This window comes from Bradyrhizobium rifense (assembly GCF_008123425.1).
In the GTDB taxonomy this organism is placed as follows: Bacteria; Pseudomonadota; Alphaproteobacteria; order Rhizobiales; family Xanthobacteraceae; genus Bradyrhizobium; species Bradyrhizobium rifense.
This window is the reverse complement of the sequence record NZ_VSSS01000008.1, coordinates 39,805-57,683: the sequence shown is the minus strand read 5'-3', so window position 1 is coordinate 57,683 and position 17,879 is coordinate 39,805. Positions and strand designations below refer to the sequence as shown.

General features: G+C 58.9%; 19 protein-coding genes. 3 read left to right on the top strand and 16 right to left on the bottom strand.

Annotated elements, in window-relative coordinates; genetic code table 11:
• Positions 1 to 51: 51 nt before the first annotated feature.
• Both FXB40_RS03395 and FXB40_RS47635 read right to left on the bottom strand, forming a co-directional pair.
• The gene (locus FXB40_RS03395) at positions 52 to 1,269 is read right to left on the bottom strand and encodes an alkene reductase (RefSeq protein ID WP_148770799.1); all 1,218 of its coding nucleotides are present in this window, start codon (positions 1,267 to 1,269) and stop codon (positions 52 to 54) included.
• Positions 1,270 to 1,768: 499 nt separating this feature from the next.
• Positions 1,769 to 2,233: an Hsp20/alpha crystallin family protein gene (locus tag FXB40_RS47635; protein WP_187436637.1), complete on the bottom strand. Its 465-nt coding sequence runs from the start codon at positions 2,231 to 2,233 to the stop codon at positions 1,769 to 1,771.
• Positions 2,234 to 2,593: 360 nt separating this feature from the next.
• Here FXB40_RS47635 and FXB40_RS03385 point away from each other — a divergent pair, with 360 nt between their 5' ends.
• The gene (locus FXB40_RS03385) at positions 2,594 to 3,355 is read left to right on the top strand and encodes a helix-turn-helix domain-containing protein (protein WP_148770797.1); all 762 of its coding nucleotides are present in this window, start codon (positions 2,594 to 2,596) and stop codon (positions 3,353 to 3,355) included.
• A 377-nt stretch (positions 3,356 to 3,732) separates the two neighbouring features.
• On the top strand, positions 3,733 to 4,311 hold the full coding sequence (locus FXB40_RS03380) for a LabA-like NYN domain-containing protein (protein WP_148770796.1): 579 nt from the start codon (positions 3,733 to 3,735) through the stop codon (positions 4,309 to 4,311).
• 509 nt (positions 4,312 to 4,820) lie between these two features.
• Here the strand turns inward: FXB40_RS03380 and FXB40_RS03375 are convergent.
• The 11 genes from FXB40_RS03375 to FXB40_RS48945 all read right to left on the bottom strand — a co-directional run bounded on the left by FXB40_RS03375 (position 4,821) and on the right by FXB40_RS48945 (position 12,587).
• Complete coding sequence (locus FXB40_RS03375) at positions 4,821 to 5,111, bottom strand: hypothetical protein (protein ID WP_148770795.1); 291 nt, start codon at positions 5,109 to 5,111, stop codon at positions 4,821 to 4,823.
• A 52-nt stretch (positions 5,112 to 5,163) separates the two neighbouring features.
• Positions 5,164 to 5,451 (bottom strand): chaperone modulator CbpM, encoded by a 288-nt coding sequence (locus tag FXB40_RS03370; protein WP_148770794.1) that lies wholly within the window; start codon positions 5,449 to 5,451, stop codon positions 5,164 to 5,166.
• A gap of 1 nt (position 5,452) precedes the next feature.
• Positions 5,453 to 6,364 (bottom strand): DnaJ C-terminal domain-containing protein, encoded by a 912-nt coding sequence (locus tag FXB40_RS03365; RefSeq protein ID WP_148770793.1) that lies wholly within the window; start codon positions 6,362 to 6,364, stop codon positions 5,453 to 5,455.
• 48 nt (positions 6,365 to 6,412) lie between these two features.
• Positions 6,413 to 6,979 carry a nucleotide exchange factor GrpE gene (locus FXB40_RS03360; protein ID WP_148770792.1) on the bottom strand — a complete coding sequence of 189 codons (567 nt, stop codon included), beginning with the start codon at positions 6,977 to 6,979 and terminating at the stop codon, positions 6,413 to 6,415.
• Between the two features lie 43 nt (positions 6,980 to 7,022).
• Positions 7,023 to 8,927, bottom strand: a complete 1,905-nt coding sequence (dnaK, locus tag FXB40_RS03355; RefSeq protein ID WP_148770905.1) for a molecular chaperone DnaK — start codon at positions 8,925 to 8,927, stop codon at positions 7,023 to 7,025.
• 149 nt (positions 8,928 to 9,076) lie between these two features.
• On the bottom strand, positions 9,077 to 9,547 hold the full coding sequence (locus tag FXB40_RS03350; protein ID WP_148770791.1) for an Hsp20/alpha crystallin family protein: 471 nt from the start codon (positions 9,545 to 9,547) through the stop codon (positions 9,077 to 9,079).
• Positions 9,548 to 9,592: 45 nt separating this feature from the next.
• A complete protein-coding gene (locus FXB40_RS03345; RefSeq protein WP_148770904.1) occupies positions 9,593 to 10,249 on the bottom strand; it encodes a BON domain-containing protein in 657 nt (218 codons plus the stop codon).
• A 186-nt stretch (positions 10,250 to 10,435) separates the two neighbouring features.
• Entirely contained in the window at positions 10,436 to 11,086 is a 651-nt protein-coding gene (locus FXB40_RS03340) for a hypothetical protein (protein WP_148770790.1), read from the bottom strand.
• Positions 11,087 to 11,107: 21 nt separating this feature from the next.
• On the bottom strand, positions 11,108 to 11,593 hold the full coding sequence (locus FXB40_RS03335; protein ID WP_246207337.1) for a PRC-barrel domain-containing protein: 486 nt from the start codon (positions 11,591 to 11,593) through the stop codon (positions 11,108 to 11,110).
• Positions 11,594 to 11,717: 124 nt separating this feature from the next.
• Positions 11,718 to 12,185, bottom strand: coding sequence for a DsbA family protein (locus FXB40_RS03330; RefSeq protein WP_246207335.1), 468 nt, complete (start codon positions 12,183 to 12,185; stop codon positions 11,718 to 11,720).
• Between the two features lie 234 nt (positions 12,186 to 12,419).
• Positions 12,420 to 12,587, bottom strand: a complete 168-nt coding sequence (locus tag FXB40_RS48945; protein WP_246207333.1) for a redoxin domain-containing protein — start codon at positions 12,585 to 12,587, stop codon at positions 12,420 to 12,422.
• Positions 12,588 to 12,968: 381 nt separating this feature from the next.
• Here FXB40_RS48945 and FXB40_RS03320 point away from each other — a divergent pair, with 381 nt between their 5' ends.
• Positions 12,969 to 13,724, top strand: coding sequence for a helix-turn-helix domain-containing protein (locus FXB40_RS03320; RefSeq protein WP_187436636.1), 756 nt, complete (start codon positions 12,969 to 12,971; stop codon positions 13,722 to 13,724).
• Positions 13,725 to 14,038: 314 nt separating this feature from the next.
• Here the strand turns inward: FXB40_RS03320 and FXB40_RS03315 are convergent, their stop codons facing one another.
• The 3 genes from FXB40_RS03315 to FXB40_RS03305 all read right to left on the bottom strand — a co-directional run bounded on the left by FXB40_RS03315 (position 14,039) and on the right by FXB40_RS03305 (position 17,755).
• Positions 14,039 to 14,665, bottom strand: coding sequence for an HdeD family acid-resistance protein (locus FXB40_RS03315; RefSeq protein WP_148770788.1), 627 nt, complete (start codon positions 14,663 to 14,665; stop codon positions 14,039 to 14,041).
• A gap of 233 nt (positions 14,666 to 14,898) precedes the next feature.
• Positions 14,899 to 17,334 (bottom strand): endopeptidase La, encoded by a 2,436-nt coding sequence (gene lon, locus FXB40_RS03310; protein ID WP_148770787.1) that lies wholly within the window; start codon positions 17,332 to 17,334, stop codon positions 14,899 to 14,901.
• Positions 17,327 to 17,755, bottom strand: coding sequence for an Hsp20/alpha crystallin family protein (locus FXB40_RS03305; protein WP_148770786.1), 429 nt, complete (start codon positions 17,753 to 17,755; stop codon positions 17,327 to 17,329). The genes lon and FXB40_RS03305 overlap by 8 nt, the downstream gene beginning before the upstream one ends.
• Positions 17,756 to 17,879 lie beyond the last annotated feature (124 nt).

Below are 17,879 nucleotides of genomic sequence, written 5' to 3'. Positions count from 1 at the left end.
TCAGATAGACCATGACGGCCATCAATGCGCTATTGCAAAATGCCAGCTTGATTATCGCCAGCTCTGGTCCACGCACGTCTTAGGCTGTTCGCCGCGGTCCTGGGCCAGCGACGGATAGTCGGTATATCCCTTCTCACCTCCCCCGTAGTAAGTGCTGGGATCATCGGCGTTGAGCGCCGCGCCCTGACGCAGACGCTCTGGCAGGTCGGGGTTTGCGAGGTATTTCCGGCCGTACGCGATCAGATCGGCCCATCCCTCCCGAAGCCACTGTGCTCCGCTCTCGGCATCGAAGCCTCCTGCCACGATCAGGGTTCCACTGAACCTGTTCCGGACCAGCTTCGCCATATCGAGAGCGTCTGGATCGGGCTCCGTCCCATTCTGCATCTGCTCCAGCGCAGGGTTGACCATATGCAGATACGCCAACTTATATTCGCTCAGTCGTTCGGCCACATAGCCAAAGGTTGCTTGCGCGTTGTCGTCATGTATGTCGTTCAATTTTCCCATCGGGGATATGCGCACGCCGATGCGATCCGGTCCCCAGACCCGCATCAGGGCCTCGACGATTTCAAACAGCAGGCGGCTGCGGTTCTCCACCGAGCCGCCGTAGGCGTCGGCGCGCCGATTGGTGCCGCTCTCGACAAACTGGTCGATCAAATATCCGTTCGCCGCGTGAATCTCCACGCCATCGAAATCGGCCGCCACTGCATTCTTTGCGGCACGCACATATTGCGCCAGCACGTAGGGCATCTCCTCAATTTCAAGTGCGCGAGGTCGTATAAAGGGAACGAGCGTGCCTTCGCCACGCTCGTTCTCGATGAAGGCCTTTCCAGCAGGGATAATGGCCGAGGGAGCGACGGGCAGCATGTTGTCGGGCTGTAGCGCCGGATGTGAAATGCGGCCGACGTGCCAGAGCTGGCAAAACATCAGGCCCGCCGCCTGATGCACCGCGTCGGTAATACGTTGCCACGCCTCGACCTGCTCGCGGCTATGAATGCCGGGTGTCCAGGCATAGCCCTGACCCTGCATCGACACCTGCGTCGCTTCGCTGACGATCAGCGCGGCCGAGGCGCGCTGCGCATAGTAGCAGGCCGCCAGCACGCCCGGCACATTGCCGGGCTGGCGGGCGCGCGAGCGCGTCAGCGGGGCCATGACCACGCGATGGGGCAGATTGAATGGACCAAGGCGGTACGGCCGGAACAGCGGTGCGGTATCCGTCTCCCGGCTCGCTTCTTGCGTTGGTGTCGCTGTCGCTGTCGCCACGTCATCCATCGCCTGCTCCTGCAAAGGGAAGAGCCTCATTACAATCCTAGCCACCTGGAGAACCGTCCTCACTGACGATCGTCAACCAAACGGGCCGGAGCAATGGCCGCCCGTCACAGCGAGCACGGATTTTTGTGGCGAGTGCAAAGTGTTCGACCTGCTCAAAATCGCGATGAGCTAGGGTTTGGCATCTCATCGGCAACCACTACGGCCTTCACGATCGCGGTTCTCGATGAGTAAAACCTCGGCCAGCGCCGATATCAGTTCGGCCGAATGTCCGGCGAAACGGCACGAGGCCGTGTGGGGCCTAGGGTCGAATTGTTGCCGAGACGACGACCTCGACCGGTAGCCTGTGCTGGACGGCTGTGAGGAATTCGTCTGTCAAGCGCGTTGAAAACCGCCGTCGACGGTCAACGAGATCCTGCGATTCGTCCGGTCAATCTGGCTTTTCGCTTCGCCATTTTCCTTCAATATCCATTGGTTGCCTCCAGCGACGACTGCAACGCCGTTAGCGCAGGTCACAAGACGCACGCTCGCGTGAGGAGGTACCCATGCGCGTCCCGCGAGGGCCGCCCGGGTCGTTTTCATTGGAGCGTCCTTGACCTCGATCTTCTTCGGATCCGGGTTGGCCGGTTTCGGAATCGTGATCTTCAGGACGCCGTTCGACATCGCAACGTGCGCGCAAAGGGTCGACGCAGGGAAGTTGCAGCACGCGCATGAACACACCGTGGCAGCGCTTGCTGTGCTGGACGTTCTTGTCCTTCTGGTCCTCTTCGATCCTCTTCTCGCCGCCAATTGAAAGGGTGTCATCGTCGATGGATATCTTGACATCCTTGCGCTCGAGGCCGGGAGTCGACCTCGATCGTATTGCGATGTCGATCGTAGGAAGCAGATTCGCCGATCCGCCATTGGAATTTGGTCCTTGGGCGAATTCATTGAACGACCGATCGATCTCCTGATGCAACCCGGCCAATCCGAAGTCCGGTCGCGTCTCACGAATGGGACAAGTGATCGTAGTCTCTTTGGCACTCTCCTTGTTGGTCGGTCTGGTGGCCGTCAGCTCTCCGCGGATATTACGCTTTGGTTGATCTGCGCCTTCAAGGTGGCCATGAGTATTCCTCCGTCTACGCTTGATTGACGAATTTCGCTCTTCCAGCGCACGCGGCGCTAGCGTGTCGTGACTGCGGTCAATTATTGCGGTCCGTAAAGACCTCCTGGGCGGCCAATTACGTATTCTTACGCTACAGAGATGTGCAAAAGGTTTGGATCATCACAACGTTGGTGTGGTTGGAATGGCAGCATAAGAAATAACGAGAACAGGTAAGGTGCAGCCATGAAGGCGAAAACGCGCGCACTGGACTACTATCGGCGAATGTTAGCCGCGCAGAACCATGCGATGAAACGGCTCGATGAGCATGCCAAGATTATACTGTTTGCCAGGAGCCAGGAGGTTCCAGTCAATTCGGAGCCGGCGGCCCATTGGTACTACGTAATTTCGGGGGCGGTCCGGCGATCCGCCATCCGTTCAGACGGGCGGCGGCAGATTCTCGACTTGATGTTGCCGGGAGATTTCTTCGTCGTCGTCGATAGCAACGAAGATCTGACGGTTGACGCAATCGTCGAGGAAACAGCGCTGGCGAGTTACTCTGGTCAAAGGGTCGAGCAATTGGCGCAGCGCGATGTGGAGTTCGCCCGCGAGCTCCGCAATGTTGCATTTCAGACCCTGTCGCGGATTCAGGATCAATTGCTGATCATCGGCGGCGTAAGGGCGGTCGAAAAGGTCGGTTCATTCCTGCTTGCGTTGGCGAGTCGTTCGCCGAACGATAAGGGTCAGGTCGTATTGCCCCTGACGCGTTACGACATCGCCGAGTATCTCTCAGTTTCGGTCGAAACCGTTTGTCGTTGCTTCACTAGCCTGCAGCAGCGTGGCGTGATCAGGCTGGCGGGAAAACGCACCGTCAGGATTATCGATCGAAATGCCTTAAGGAGAAGAACGACCACGATGCCATGCGGCTCGGCGGGTAGCAATTCCGTCCCAACTTATCGCCCTGAGCTAGCCCTGACCACGAACTGCGTGAGGACAGCCGCGCCATGATGTCGAGGCGAAGCGCGTCCGCAGTTTGACCGCATCGCTGGTTTCAGATCTTCACTCACTTGAATCTTCAGCGCTGAATCATAGGCACGAAAGCATACATCCGTTCGGCCGGTTAGGAAAGTCTAGCAATCTGGCTAATGGCTGCAGTCTATCGTTTGCCGGGCAACAAGTCGATGGTTGCGCGTCGGCCTTCACCTACCGAAGAGATGGCGGAGCAGCCTTGCGGCGCAGCTAGGTGACACAACCTCTTCGCTGACGAGCGGTTGCCCAGTTAGGCGTAAAAAGCCGATCAATTGCTCCCGTATAGCCGAGACAGGCGCATCACGGCGTGTATCCGCTTCTAGCACCCGGAGGCGAACACAGGCGGCTGGTCTACTATGACATACGGGGGCGGAGGAACACGTACCCGAGTAGAGAAGATCGCGCTCTTTCTCGATGGGGAAGATCTTCATCTCAGCGCGAAGGCTCTCGGCTTTGAGCTCGACTATCGAAAATTGCTCGAGAAATTCCGGAGCCGAGGGACTATCTTGCGCGCCATCTACTACATAGCGATAGCTCAGAGTCAGGAGCAGTCCAGCATTCGGCCGCTTGTCGATTGGCTAGCTTACAACGGCTTCAGTATCGTATCGAAGTCGGCCAAGGAGTATGTGGACGCTGGTGGACGACTGAAAGTCAGGGGCAACATGCGCATCGAACTTGCAGTCGATGCAATGGCGTTGGCGGAGCAACTAGACGAGATCGTGCTATTCTCCGGAAGCGGAGATTTTCAGCCTGTCGTTAAGGCAGTGCAGCGACGAGGGGTGCGCGTCACTGTCGTTTCGACGATTGCTACCAGCCCAGCATTGGCCGCTGACGTATTGCGTAGACAAGCAGACTGCTTTGTCGATCTCGCTAATCTGCGTAGCGATTGTGCTCGGCATCCCTATGTTCGCCGAACTCCACACCACAATCCATAGCGTTGGACCAGTCGCAACTGCGCTACCACAAATACGTGGGAGCATCGGCTCAAGGAAAACGATCGCACCTCTGAATACTACGTGAGCAATCGATACGGATACGCTGGGACCCAATCCGTTCCGGGCTTTGTCTTGGGATAAGAGACCGGTGCGAAGGTCGCGCGAAAGCACGGCAATGTCCAAAGGAAGGGCTGCCGACATTCGGAGCAGATTTGAGCGCAGCCGCCCTGCGCACTCGATGGCAATCGATGGCGCTTGGCGGCGGGAGTGTGTCGTCAACGATCTAGCCGGCAGTGCAGCGACGCTGACGGTCAGCGCTTCGATTGGAGGTTTGAACTCGAAGGAGTTTGCTCTTCTCGTTTCCTCAAAAGGGTTGCTCGCTGTGCGCTGGGCGGGGCAATGGCGATTGCGTAGGGGGTGCGTTCCTTCGCCACAAGCCAGAGCTGACCGGCCGGCTTGATTGACATCCCGCGCCGGCACAAGATTGCTGCTTCTGAATCCGAAGCTTGCTATTTCGAATCCGAGGCGGGTGACGCTGGATCGGCTCCTGGCTTGGGGTCCTTAATCAGCACGGCAGGTTCGTCATAGCCCTTCCGGCTGCTGTAAAAGAGCATGGCCATGAGTCCGAAGCCGAAGACAAGCGAGAAGGTCACGCCGAGTGCCATGGCAATGTAACCCGATGCGGGCACCTCGGCATCTCCGAGGCGCAAGCCCTCATTCGCAACGAAACCGGCGGCTGCAAGCAGCAACAACAATAGAATGATGACGAGCCACGAACCGGGGCCCTTGGGAATTGACATCAGTCTTTCCTTTTTTGAATGAAGGATTTGCGCCGTTTATTGTTATGCGGCTTCAGCCCCCATGCCTCGTACGATCCAGCGCCTCCATGGTCTGGATATCCTGGACCAGGCAACGCAGCCCGTGCAGTTGATCCAGCAGGTGCAAGATTATCGAAATGCCTTCGTCGTTGACGCCGAAATCGGCCTTGAGATCCTGGATCAAGCGCACCCGCGCAAGTTCGGCATCAGAAAAGTCCAATCTTCTTTTGGCAGCGATGGGGGCCAGCCATTCCGCTTCGATCCACACATTTAGTGTCGGGAGGTCGAGATGTGATCGGTCGATGAATTCCTGCATCTGCATGTCAAACCCCCATCGATTGCCGCGGGCTTTCCGCGGCCGGCTGCCATCGGGCGACGAATTTCTCGAGTTCCGGATCCCGCTTTTGCGGCAGAACCAGCTTGAGTGTAATGTATTGATCGCCCTTGACACCGTCAGGACGCGGAACGCCGCGCCCCTTCAGCCGGAGCAAGCGACCGGTGCTCGACCATTTCGGCACCGTCACCGTAACTGTCCCACCTGGCGTGGGGACGCTGATCTTAGCGCCCAACACCGCTTCCTTCAGCGAGATCGGTAGATCCAGATAGATGTCGTCGCCTTTGCGGGTGAAGTAGGGGTGCGGCTGAACGCTGATTTCGATCAGGGCATCGCCGGGTTGACCTTCGCCGGCCGCCGGACGGCCTTTACCTTTCAGACGCAGTATCTGGCCGTCCCGCACGCCCGGCGGAATGTTGACCTCGAGCGTGGATCCATCGGGAAGCACCAGCGATTGCCTGCCGCCGTTGATGGCATCGAGGAAGGCGAGGTCGATATGATAGCGGACATCTTGGCCCCGTCTGCGGCCGCCGCGGCCCGCGCGACCGAAAATCTCCGAGAGGATATCCTCGCCACCGGAAAAGTCGCCGAAATCGGCAAAACCGGAGTTGCTGGTGTAGGTCGACCAGCCGTCTTGATCGGAGAAATCCCGATAGTACCGCCGTCTCGGTCGCTCAGTGCCCGAACTGTCGATCTCGCCGCGATCAAAGCGTGCGCGTTTTTCCGGATCGTTCAACAGATCGTAGGCGGCGGAGAGTTCCTTAAATGTTTCCTCGGCGGCCTTGTCGCCGGGATTGAGGTCAGGATGCGATTTCTTCGCGAGACGGCGATAGGCCTTCTGGATATCTGCTTGCGTGGCATCCTTTTTTACTCCCAGTGTCGCATAAGGGTCTGCAGCCAATATCCGCTCCCGTTCCTTTGTACGCGGTTGGGCCGCGCGCGGCCCGCCTCACTGTCGTGTTGCCTGCGGAGATGGCTGTCGGGCTTTGGCTACCGCAACTCGCGCCGGCCGCAGTAGACGATCGTGCAGCGTGTAGCCATTCTCGAGAACCTGAACCACATTTCGGGACGGCTGACCGACTGCATCTATCTCCAGCACCGCTTCGTGTTTCTCGGGGTCGAACGGTGCGTCCAGCGCCTTCATCTCCTCCACGCCGAACCGCTTCAGGACCTCCGTCAGGATGCGGTCAGTTGCTGTCACGCCTTCGATCAATGGATCCTGCTGGCCAGTGTCAGCCCGGTTACTGCCGGCACCGATCGCCCGCCGCAGATTGTCGACCACCTGCAGCAGTTCGCGGGCGAAGCTCGCGATAGCGTACCTCCGTGCCTCCTCTGTGCGCCGCTCGCCTTGCCGGCGGGTATTCTCGGTCTCGGCGAGCGCGCGCATCAAACGTTCCCTCAAAAGTTCATTCTCGACTTCGAGATCGCCGCTCCCGGTCTCGACGCTATTCACCTGCGTTTCGCGGCTATTCGCCTGCGCCCTGTCAGGATCCTCGTCCACGGGGTTTGTTGCCATGTCATTCGCCTGTTTTCATGTGCGAGTTCGCGCTTCACGATGCTCATCGGTCGCGCGGGTCGACTTCCTCGAATTCGGCATCGACGACGTCTTCACCGGAAGAACCGCTTCCGCTCGACGACGCCTGCGCGTTGGCGCCTTGCGAGGCGGCGCGGTTCAGTGCCTCGCCGATCTTGGCGGCGGTCTGTTGCAAACGATCTGTCGCTTGGCGAATCGATTGCGGGTTTTCGGCCGTGAGGGCCTGCTTTGCATCGGAGATTGCCTGTTCGACCTCCTTCTTGAGATTGGCAGGGATCTTGGATTCCGATTCCTTCAGGGTCTTTTCAGTGCTGTAGATCGCCGCATCGGCTTGGTTGCGTGCTTCGACGAGTTCCTTGCGGCGCTTGTCCTCCTCGGCGTGGGCTTCGGCTTCTCTGACCATCTTCTGGATATCCGCCTCGCTAAGACCCCCGGAGGCCTGGATCCGGATGCTTTGCTCCTTGCCGCTGGCCTTGTCCTTGGCGGAGACGTTGACAATGCCATTGGCATCGATATCAAAAGTGACTTCGATCTGTGGCACGCCGCGGGGTGCCGGCGGAATCCCGACGAGGTCGAATTGCCCCAGCAGCTTATTGTCGGCTGCCATTTCCCGTTCGCCCTGAAATACGCGAATGGTGACCGCCGTCTGGTTGTCTTCCGCAGTTGAGAATACCTGGCTCTTCTTGGTCGGAATGGTTGTATTGCGGTCGATCAGCTTGGTCATAACACCGCCCAGCGTCTCGATGCCCAGCGACAGTGGCGTCACGTCGAGCAGCAGCACGTCCTTGACGTCGCCCTGAAGCACGCCGGCCTGAATTGCGGCGCCGATCGCGACCACTTCGTCCGGGTTGACGCCCTTGTGCGGTTCACGCTGAAACAGGTTCTGCACGGTTTCCTGCACTTTCGGCATGCGGCTCTGGCCGCCAACCAACACCACTTCGTTGATGTCGGATGCCTGCAGCCCGGCATCCTTCAACGCTGCCTTGCAGGGTCCGACGGTGCGCTCGATCAGATCGTCGACCAGCGCTTCCAGCTTCGCCCGGGAGAGCTTGATATTGAGATGTTTCGGCCCGTTCTGGTCGGCCGTGATGAAGGGCAGGTTGACGTCGGTCTGGGTGGCGCTCGAGAGCTCGATCTTTGCCTTCTCGGCGGCATCTTTGAGCCGCTGTAGTGCAAGGCGATCCCTGCGCAAATCGATGCCATTCTCCTTGCGAAATTCGTCTGCCAGATAGTCGATGATGCGCTTGTCGAAATCTTCGCCACCGAGGAAGGTATCGCCGTTGGTAGCCTTCACCTCAAACACGCCATCTCCAACCTCGAGGATGGAAACGTCGAATGTGCCGCCGCCGAGATCGTAGACGGCGATCTTTCCGCTGCCCTTTTTGTCTAGGCCGTAGGCCAGCGCGGCCGCGGTCGGCTCGTTGATGATACGGAGTACCTCGAGGCCGGCAATCCGTCCGGCGTCCTTGGTTGCCTGACGCTGGGCATCGTTGAAATAGGCAGGTACGGTTATTACAGCCTGCGTTACCTTATCTCCTAGATGGGCTTCGGCGGTTTCCTTCATCTTGGTCAGAATGAAAGCGCTGATCTGGCTTGGGCTATACCTCCTGCCCCTCACTTCGACCCATGCGTCACCGTTGTCGCCGGGCACGATGTGATAGGAAACCATACCCTTGTCTTTCGCGGTGATCGGGTCGTCATAGCGCCGCCCGATTAGCCGCTTGATGGCGTAGACGGTGTTCTCCGGATTGGTGATGCTCTGCCGCTTAGCGGGTTGCCCGACAAGGACCTCGCCTTCATCGGTGAAAGCGACCATCGACGGCGTCGTGCGACCGCCCTCGGCGTTTTCAATGACCCTGGCCTTGCTTCCTTCCATCACGGCGACGCAGGAATTGGTGGTCCCGAGGTCGATACCGATTGCTTTCGCCATGACTGGCTCCTTTCGATGTAGTCGCGCTCGCTCAGTTACGGAGCTGACGTCGTCCACCAGATGTGTTGGTGTGCTTTCGCATCAGCAGGTTGAGCGGGACGCACAAAGCGCCGTGAGGAGAACGATTTGCGCGTCCCGCAGCCGCGGGGCTAGGCGGCTTCCTTGACCTCGATCTTCTTCGGCTCCGGTTTGGCAGGCTTCGGAATCGTGATTTTCAGGACTCCGTTCGACATGGTTGCCTGAACGCTCGAAGGGTCGATACCGGAAGGCAATTGCAGCACGCGATAGAACACACCATAGCTGCGCTCGCTGTGCTGGACGTTCTTATCCTTCTGCTGTTCTTCGACTTTCTTCTCGCCACGAATGGTGAGAGCGTCGTCCTCGATCGATATCTCGACGTCCTTGCGCTCGAGTCCGGGCATCTCGGCTGTAACTTCGATTGCCTTGTCGTTTTCGGAAATTTCGATGTTCGGAACGATGTTCGCTTTGCCGCTCGGGCCGGTGCCTTGCGCGAACTCACTGAAAAGCCGATCGATCTCCCGATGCAGACCGAATAGCCCGAAATCGGGTCGCGTCAATGCGCCGGCGTCTCCAAACGGGACCAGTGATTTTAACCTCATTGGAATTCTCCTTCTTTGAGTGAAGTTCTGCTAGCTTGGGGAGGACTAGTAAGGCCGGACGACAATCCGGTCGTCGACCTTTGTGACGCCGGGCGCCGACCATGCAACACGCTCGGCTTCCTCGCGCTCGATCCAGGAACGAACGGTGCCTTCCAGCACCACTTCGCTGCCCCTCACTTCCACGCTGATACGCTCCGCATCCACCTCGGCGCTGCGTTTGAAGGCATCCTGGATCTTGCGCTGGATGTCGGTGGGCTGGACTTTGGGCTTCAGTGTAATGACGTTGGTGACGCCTTTCACGCCCTTGACCTTGCGGACCGCCGTGTCTGCGGTGGTTTTCTGGTATCGCCACTCCACCGTGCCTTCGAGCGTGATCCAGCCATCCTTGACGATGACCTTTATCTGGTCGTGGGAAATTGGCAGCTGTGACTTCAGTGCGGCAACTGCGTCTCGGGCGATGTCCGGATCCGGACGTTGGTCGATTGCTGGTAGCCGCACTTCGATGTCGTTTGCGACGGCAAGAACACCGGCCACGCGCTTCGCTGCTGCCTCGGCCTCAAGCCTGTCGGTGTAGCTGTGGGTGAACCCCGCCAGCGTAACGACACCATTATTGACTGATACGGCTATATCGTCGGCATTCAGATCGGGATCCCATTTCAGTTCTTCCCGAACATCGCGCTCTATTTCGTTATCGGATTTCATGTTGTTCTCCTGGTCTGCACGAGACTCGGTGAGCTGACTCGGCGCATCATTTTTGCCGATGGAGTTGAATCTATGCTGGCCAATGGATGCGGCCATGACGATCATCAACTTCCTCACAAGGTTTGTGCGGTCGATGAAGCCGTTTCCCGAGAGTGCTGCGCAATGCTGGCTCCAATGAACGATGAACTATGGCCGCCCCAGCGGTTCGTTCCCTAACCACGGATCGGGCCGCAGCGAGTGAAGCGGGAGATCGTCGGCCGTCTTGGCGATATCGATTTCGTGGATGTGGACTGCTTCTCCGCCGTGGCGAAGCAGGATTTCCTGTGCCAACGCTTCCTTCTCCGGGGACTGAACCCGTACCCAGATCAGCAACCCGTCCCATTCGGCAGCAGGTTCCAATCCGCGAACCCGGTCACGCTGCATCACCCGTCGCAGCGGACGTATCGCAACAGCGGCCGCGACGATCCCGCCGAGGACAGAGACGAGGATAACGCTCGGTGGCGTCATTTCGCGCGATACGAGATAGAACGCCATAACAAGGGCGACAACGCAGCCGACCACGCTGGCCGTGACGACTTCGAGGCCAAGCCGATCGTCTCCGCCTACGTAGGGCCTCCGCGCCGCCGCCGGTATGTCGGCAAGGTCGGCAGCCGGAATAGCCTGGTAGTTCAGACGCCGTTGCTGTTCGTCGGGCGAGGCGCTGACGTCGATGTCGGCCCGGTCAAATCCCGAGGACAACAAATCCTGCGCCGCGGTGTCGAGCGCTCTCCGGGAATGGAAGACGCCCGTCACCTCTCGTGTACGGAGCCGATCAAGCACATCGGAAGGTCCGGACATCGGACGCGCGCTCCAGTCCGACTAGGACGATTTATAATGGTATTCCGTCAGCTTCTTCAATTCTTCCTTTGATGCGCCGGGTAGGGTGATCTTTTGTCCGTTGTCATCGATGGCGAGGCTCTCATAGGGCACCACTATCAGGCGGCCGCCCACGCCGAGGAACCCGCCGACCTGCAGCACGGCAAAGTTCACCTGCTTCTTGTCCGCGATGACATCATCGAGGGTTCCGATCTTTTCGTTCTTGTCGTTGATAACGTTGCTGCCGAGCAGCTTGCTCATGCGGTAACCATTGGCCACAACCGAGAAGTCGACCTTGACGAGACTTACGCCGGCTTGCGGAAGTGCCGGAGTAGTAGTGGTAGTGAATGCCGTGATCGACGCGAGCGCAAACCAAATCATCCAGTCGGGAGCAGTCCTGTGCGCTCGCAATGCGCGACTGGGGGAGTGCGGCGATGCCGTGCGGGTGTCAGAGTCAAGAGAGGCTCCAAGTCTGTTGAATGCAATCATGGGTATCTCCTGGGGTTGATCGTGGTTGCAGAATTAAACCCTCAATCCCGGCAGTGGCGATGATCGTTGTCAATGTGGTGGGCCGCTAATCGCTCGACACGTCCGACGCCGACCAGTTGGTCTATCAAGCATGGCTATCGGCTGTAAGGCGGATTTGAATTGCCGACGCCAGGGACGCGAAGTCAAACGGACCTTCATGACGGACACCATTGATGAAAAAGGTCGGTGTGCCGTTTACGCCACTGCGTACACCGCCCATGAAGTCGTTCCGTACGTTGCTTCTGAACTGTCCCGTTTCGAGAGCATGGCGCATCATCGTCTCGGAAAGCCTAAGCTTCTCGGCAATTCGCATGATCGTCGGAACACTCAGAATAGCTTGGCTTCGAAACAGCGCCTCATGCATTTCCCAGAAGACGCCCGCCGCACCGGCAAATTCGGCGCTTTCGGCCGCGACCTCGGCATAGGGATGCACTTCGGCTAGCGGAAAATGGCGGAAGACAAATCGTATTTGTCCTTCGAAATACGGTTCCGGTTGGTCGACGACGGCACACGCCGAAGCGCAAAATGGGCATTGATAATCGCCGTACTCCACGAGACTTGCCCCCAGCGTGTGCCGGTCCCCGGATATGGTCACATTTGTTGATCGGCGTTTTCAAGTTGACCATGTGCGTCTGCCTGGTTGGAGAGTTGTTCGAGAGCGTCGAGAATCCCATCTGCGCCGGGATTGACCGCAACCGGTGAGCAATAGCTCCATGCGATCGTTCCCTGGCCGGTAGCAAAGAAATTCGGCGCCTATCGCGATAGCGAAGGCGTTTGCGAGCGTGCGCTATTCGTCCTGGACCGCGCCTTTGGGTTCGAAGTCAGCGAGCAGGGGGAAATGTAAATGCCGGTCACGGGCGAAGGCCGGGTGGCGCCAAACGCCGTCGACCGAAATTCCGAGTATCTCCGCGTTGTATTTGTGAAATTCGGAAAGCAACTCGTTATATAGCGTCACCTGATCACCGCAGACTGGACTCCAGTCAGCTGGATAAAACGCCAGAATGACAGGCTTGGTCGGGGGTGATACGCAGCGTGAAGTTCGGCGCGACGATACCGGCAGTCAGGATGGATGACATCGTCTTCCCTCGTGCGCGAGTCGCGGTCCGAATTGAATCGATACCGTTCAAGAAGAATGAGCCGCTTGCTTCGTTGATTGCCGTCAATTGTGCGGCGTACAAATCTTCACCATGGCTGCAGACGGAGCGGCGTGGCGCAGAGCCGGCCGGCGTTACGTAATTTTACGATACGCAAATCCCGCGAACCTGTGGAACGTGGGCATCCTGGAACACTTATGGGACCAGATAGTGCCGGCGACCTTCGAAACAGGGGTAAAATCATGAAAGCAAGCGCGCATGCGGCAGACTACTATCGGCGGATTCTTTCGGAGCAGGCCCATTCGTTGAAGCAACTAGATGCATTCGCCAAGATTGTGCTTTGCAATCGTGGTCAGAAAGTTCCACGAAGTGAGAGTTCTGCCGGTCACTGGTATTGCGTCATCTCCGGGGCGGCTCGCAGGTGCGCGCTCCGGACCGACGGACGGCGGCAAATCCTTGATCTGATGCTGCCCCGAGACTTCTTCTTTGTGAGAGGCGACGGGGACGAGGTCACCATCGAAGCGATTGTGGACGAGACTGCGTTTGCCAGCTATTCCGGCGAGGGGATCGAACAGCTGGCCGAGCGTGATCCGAAGTTTGCGCGCGAGCTCCGCGACGTAGCCTTCCGGGCGTTAGGCAGATCCCAGGCCCAGTTGATGATTGTTGGGGGCGTCACCGCACTCGAGAAGGTCGGTTCCTTTCTCCTTTCACTCGACGGTCGTTCCTCGGGCGAAGATGGACAGGTTGTGCTGCCCGTCTCGCGCTACGATATCGCTGACTACCTTGCGGTTTCGGTCGAGACGGTATGTCGCTCCTTCACCAACCTGCAGCAGCGGGGTGCCATTAGGCTGGCGGGCAAGCGTACAGTCAAAATCCTGAACCGCGCTGCGCTGGAAGACCATATTGGCGAACCAGGGAGCAGGGGCCTAGCTCTATCCTCAAAAGAAGGGCTTGCGCGAGCTAGCGCATGCCAAGCCGGTCCATCATACGCGCGGTGAACTTCGACCGTCGTCGCCGAGGCCGAGATTGCACACGCGCGCCTTGTTGGAGTGACCGTCCATGAAGCCGTCAAGCACCTGCCGCTCGCGCGGACTGAGACTCGTGATCCGCCGTGCTGCGTCCGCAACCTCGTCGTTGTAATCGGACTGCCTGCCTGTCGCAATGGCCCCAGTTCGTCATGCCTTGCACCCGGATATCCAGCAAGAGGCAACCCGCCCCGATCGGTTTCGCAACTGTGAGGAACGCGGCCGGAGTTGCGCGACCGCGCTGAGGCGATCCACTATTCTTACATCAATGCCATTGCCTGCTTCTATTAGGCGGCCGTTCGGGCAGCCGTTCGGTTGATCTGCTGGTTCTGTCTGAGACGCAGCTTGAGCTTGAAGGATAGGATGACGAGTGCGACGCCAAATGCGATGGCATAGGCGCCCATCCACCATGTCAGCACGATCGCCCCGATGAGCGGCGTGGCGACCAGAAGCGCTCCATAGCCGACGGATAACAATCCGCCCAGAACGAGCCACCATCTGCCGTGGCTGACGTTCAGCCGGAAAGCAGCGGCCGTCATCAGCGCGCCCGAGACAATTGCCCAGGCGGCAACAAGCAACACGAAGGCCAGAACAGTCATGCCGGGCCACAGAAAGGCAAGGATGGCTACGGCTATATTAACAGCGCCTTCGAAGATCAGCCATCCCCACCGCTCCTCCTTGCGCCGGATCGCCCTTACGGCCGAGATGATGCCGGCCACGCCATCGACAAGTGTGTATGCCGAGAACAGGAGTACCAGGGAGAGCATCGTTGGGCCGGGAAAGATCAGCGCAACAACGCCGAAAAGGATACCCAAAATGCCTCGCAGCAGGAACAGCCACCAATTCTGCGCCAAATTCTCGCTCGCCGAGGTGGTTTCGGCACCGAAAACGGAATTAACTGTGCTGCTCGCCATGACATTCTCCCAAGTGCAACCTGGTTTCCGATCAATTGAAGTGTTGCTGCCTCTGCACCTTGATTGTCCTATTCCATGCGCTCAAGGGATGCATTGACGCCCGTCATTGACTTGCCTCGGTAGTCTCTTCGAAAAGCTCGCGGGACTAGGTGAACGCTGTCACACGATGATCCATCACCGGCAGAGCCCATAAAGAGGTGACGTGGCTGGTGTTTGCTTCCAGAAGATGCTGGCTATCGGGAACGCGCCGCCTGCCGCTCCGCGGGCGCTACTTGTGGCGTTTCCTCGAAGCGGGGATCGCGCGTCTGCGGGCGATTTAGCGCAGCATCAATCGCGTCGTCGACCCGCTCAAGCCATATGAAGTGCAATCGGTTGCGCGCATTTTCAGGGACCTCCTCGATATCCCTTCGATTGCGGGCAGGGAGCATGATCGTGGTAATCCCTGCCTGCAGCGCGCCAAGCACTTTCTCCTTCACGCCACCGATCGGGAGGACCAGGCCGCGCAGTGAAATCTCGCCGGTCATTGCTGTATCGCTCCGGACCGTGCGGCGGGTCAGAAGTGAAGTCAGTGCCAGAAACATAGCCACGCCGGCGCTTGGGCCATCTTTGGGAATGGCGCCTGCCGGGACGTGAACGTGGACATCGGATTTCTGCAGCGCGATCGTATCGATGCCAAATTCGATGGCGCGTGACTTGACGAGGGAGAGTGCCGCCTGCGCGCTTTCCTTCATCACCGCACCCAGCTGACCGGTGAGGATCAGTTTGCCCCGGCCGGGAATGCTGGTCGCCTCGACAAAGAGAATATCGCCGCCGGCGGGAGTCCAGGCGAGGCCGGTAGCGACACCGGGCACGCTAGTTCGCATCGCGACCTCCTGCTCGAAACGCGGCGGCCCCAGAATGGCAGGAAGGTCCGTCGGCGCGGCGATAAAGCGTGTGACGCTCGCCTCGGCTATTCGCATAGCCGCGTGCCGGCAAATGGCGCCGATATGGCGCTCCAAGTTCCGCACGCCGGCTTCGCGCGTGTAGTTGCGGATGATGGCTGTAACGACGTCGTCCGAGATTTCACATTGCTCGCTGGTTAGACCAGCGGACTTCAGTTGACGCGCGAGGAGATAGCGTTTGGCGATCGCCAGCTTTTCCTCCTCAGTGTAACCCGGCATCTCGATGATCTCCATCCGGTCGCGCACCGCGGCCGGGATATTGTCGATAACGTTGGCGGTGCCAATCAGCATGACCTTGGAGAGATCAAAGGGAATCGCAAGGTAGTTGTCGCGAAACGCCGCGTTCTGCTCGGGATCGAGCACTTCGAGCAGCGCCGCCGCCGGGTCGCCGTGAAATCCCGCACCCAGCTTGTCCATCTCGTCCAGCATCAGTACCGGGTTGCGCGTTCCTGCCTTCCGGATCGATTGGATGACGTTCCCCGGCAACGCGCCGAGATAGGTTCGGCGGTGTCCGCGTATTTCGCTTTCGTCATGGACGCCGCCGAGGCTCAATCTCACGAACTTGCGTCCCGTGGCGCGGGCGATGCTTTGGCCGAGCGAGGTCTTGCCGACGCCGGGAGGGCCCACAAAGCAGAGGATTGGGCTTTTGCCTTCCGGATTGAGCTTGCGCACAGCAAGGTGTTCAAGAATTCGCCGCTTCACCTTCTCAAGGCCATAGTGATCGTCATCGAGAATTCGCCGCGCTTCGACGATGTCAATCTGCTCCGGATCCAGCTTCGACCAAGGCAGCTCGGTCAGCCATTCGAGGTAGCTTCGCGTCAACCCATAGTCTGCCGCGGCCTCCGGCATGCGTTCGAGCCTTTTCAATTCCCGCCTGGCCTGCTCCTCGGCCTCCTTCGGCATTCCGGCCTTGTCGATCTTGTCACTGAGTTCTTTCAGTTCAATGGACTTGGCGTCGTCGTCGCCTAGTTCCTTCTGAATGTGGCGAAGCTGTTCGCGAAGAATGTGCTCGCGCTGCTGCGACGAAAGGGTCTGTTGCGTCTGTTCGCTAATCGCCTTTGAAAGCTGCAGGACCTGGATTCGCTTCGCCAGCAGGCCGAGCAGCTTGTCGAGAAGCTGGGTTACGTCGAAGGTTTCTAGCAGATCCTGCTTCTCGCCTACAGGAATATCGATGATGCCGCCGAGAAAGTCGGCGAGCACGGACGGCGAATCCAGGCCTTCAATCGCCGCTGAAAATTCCGGCGGCAGATTCGGTAGCAACTGGATCGCTTCCCGCGCGCGCATCTTGAGCAGACTCATGCGCGCCTCGACCTCGGGGGTGATCACCTCTGATATGCCGACTTCCTCGATGCGCGCTACGATGTAGGGAAAACCGGAAAGAAATTCCTTGACGCGGAATCTGTTTATACCGCGGCAGATCGCATAGTGGGTCGCCTCCGAAGTGACATAGCGCAGGATTTCGGCCACCGTGCCGACGCGCCGCAGATCCTCTGGCCCCGGCTCCTCAACGGTGGGGTCGTTCTGTAGCAGCAGACCGATTTTGCGACCGCTGCGGACGGCTTCCTGTGCGGCAGCGATGGACGACGGCCGGGCAATCGTCAAAGGCAGCACGATACCGGGGAACAGCAGTATACTGCGAACCGGCAAGACGATGATTGCATCCTCGGGCACGGCAGCCGGGCTTTGATCGGTCGTGGTGCCGGATTCGCGTTTGAATGCGTCAGCCATCAATCGGTCCTTCCATCGATTGCTTGAAGAAGGTGAGCGCGAGACATCCGTTGCGGTATTCCGATTGACCGAACCGTAGGCCCGTAGTCGGAAACGCAATCTGGCGCTCGAACCTCCCGTAAGGGATTTCGAGACGGACCGCGGTGCCATCGCGCGGAATCGTGCCCTGACGGCGAAGGCCAACGACCGAAACGCCATCATCGTCGATCGTCACTTTCAAGTCGTCGCGGTCGACACCGGGAAGAGCGACCGTTATTCGAGCCTCGGAATCGGTCGCAATGATATCAATTGGAGGCTCCCAACGGGCTGCGGAAGCGATGGCGGTGATCGGCTGGAAGAATTGACGATGCAAGCGCTCGGCGCGCTCGATCATTTCGCAGGCAGCGGCCCACATAAGTGTTCCTGGATCGACTGCGGCCATGTCATCCTCGTGCGCGTGCTCATCCTCGTGCGCGTGCCCGTCGAGCCTATGACGCAACTCCAGAGGTGACCTTGACGATCGTCAACCGGCAGCCATCCGGCATCGTCCTAGTGGGCGATGACCA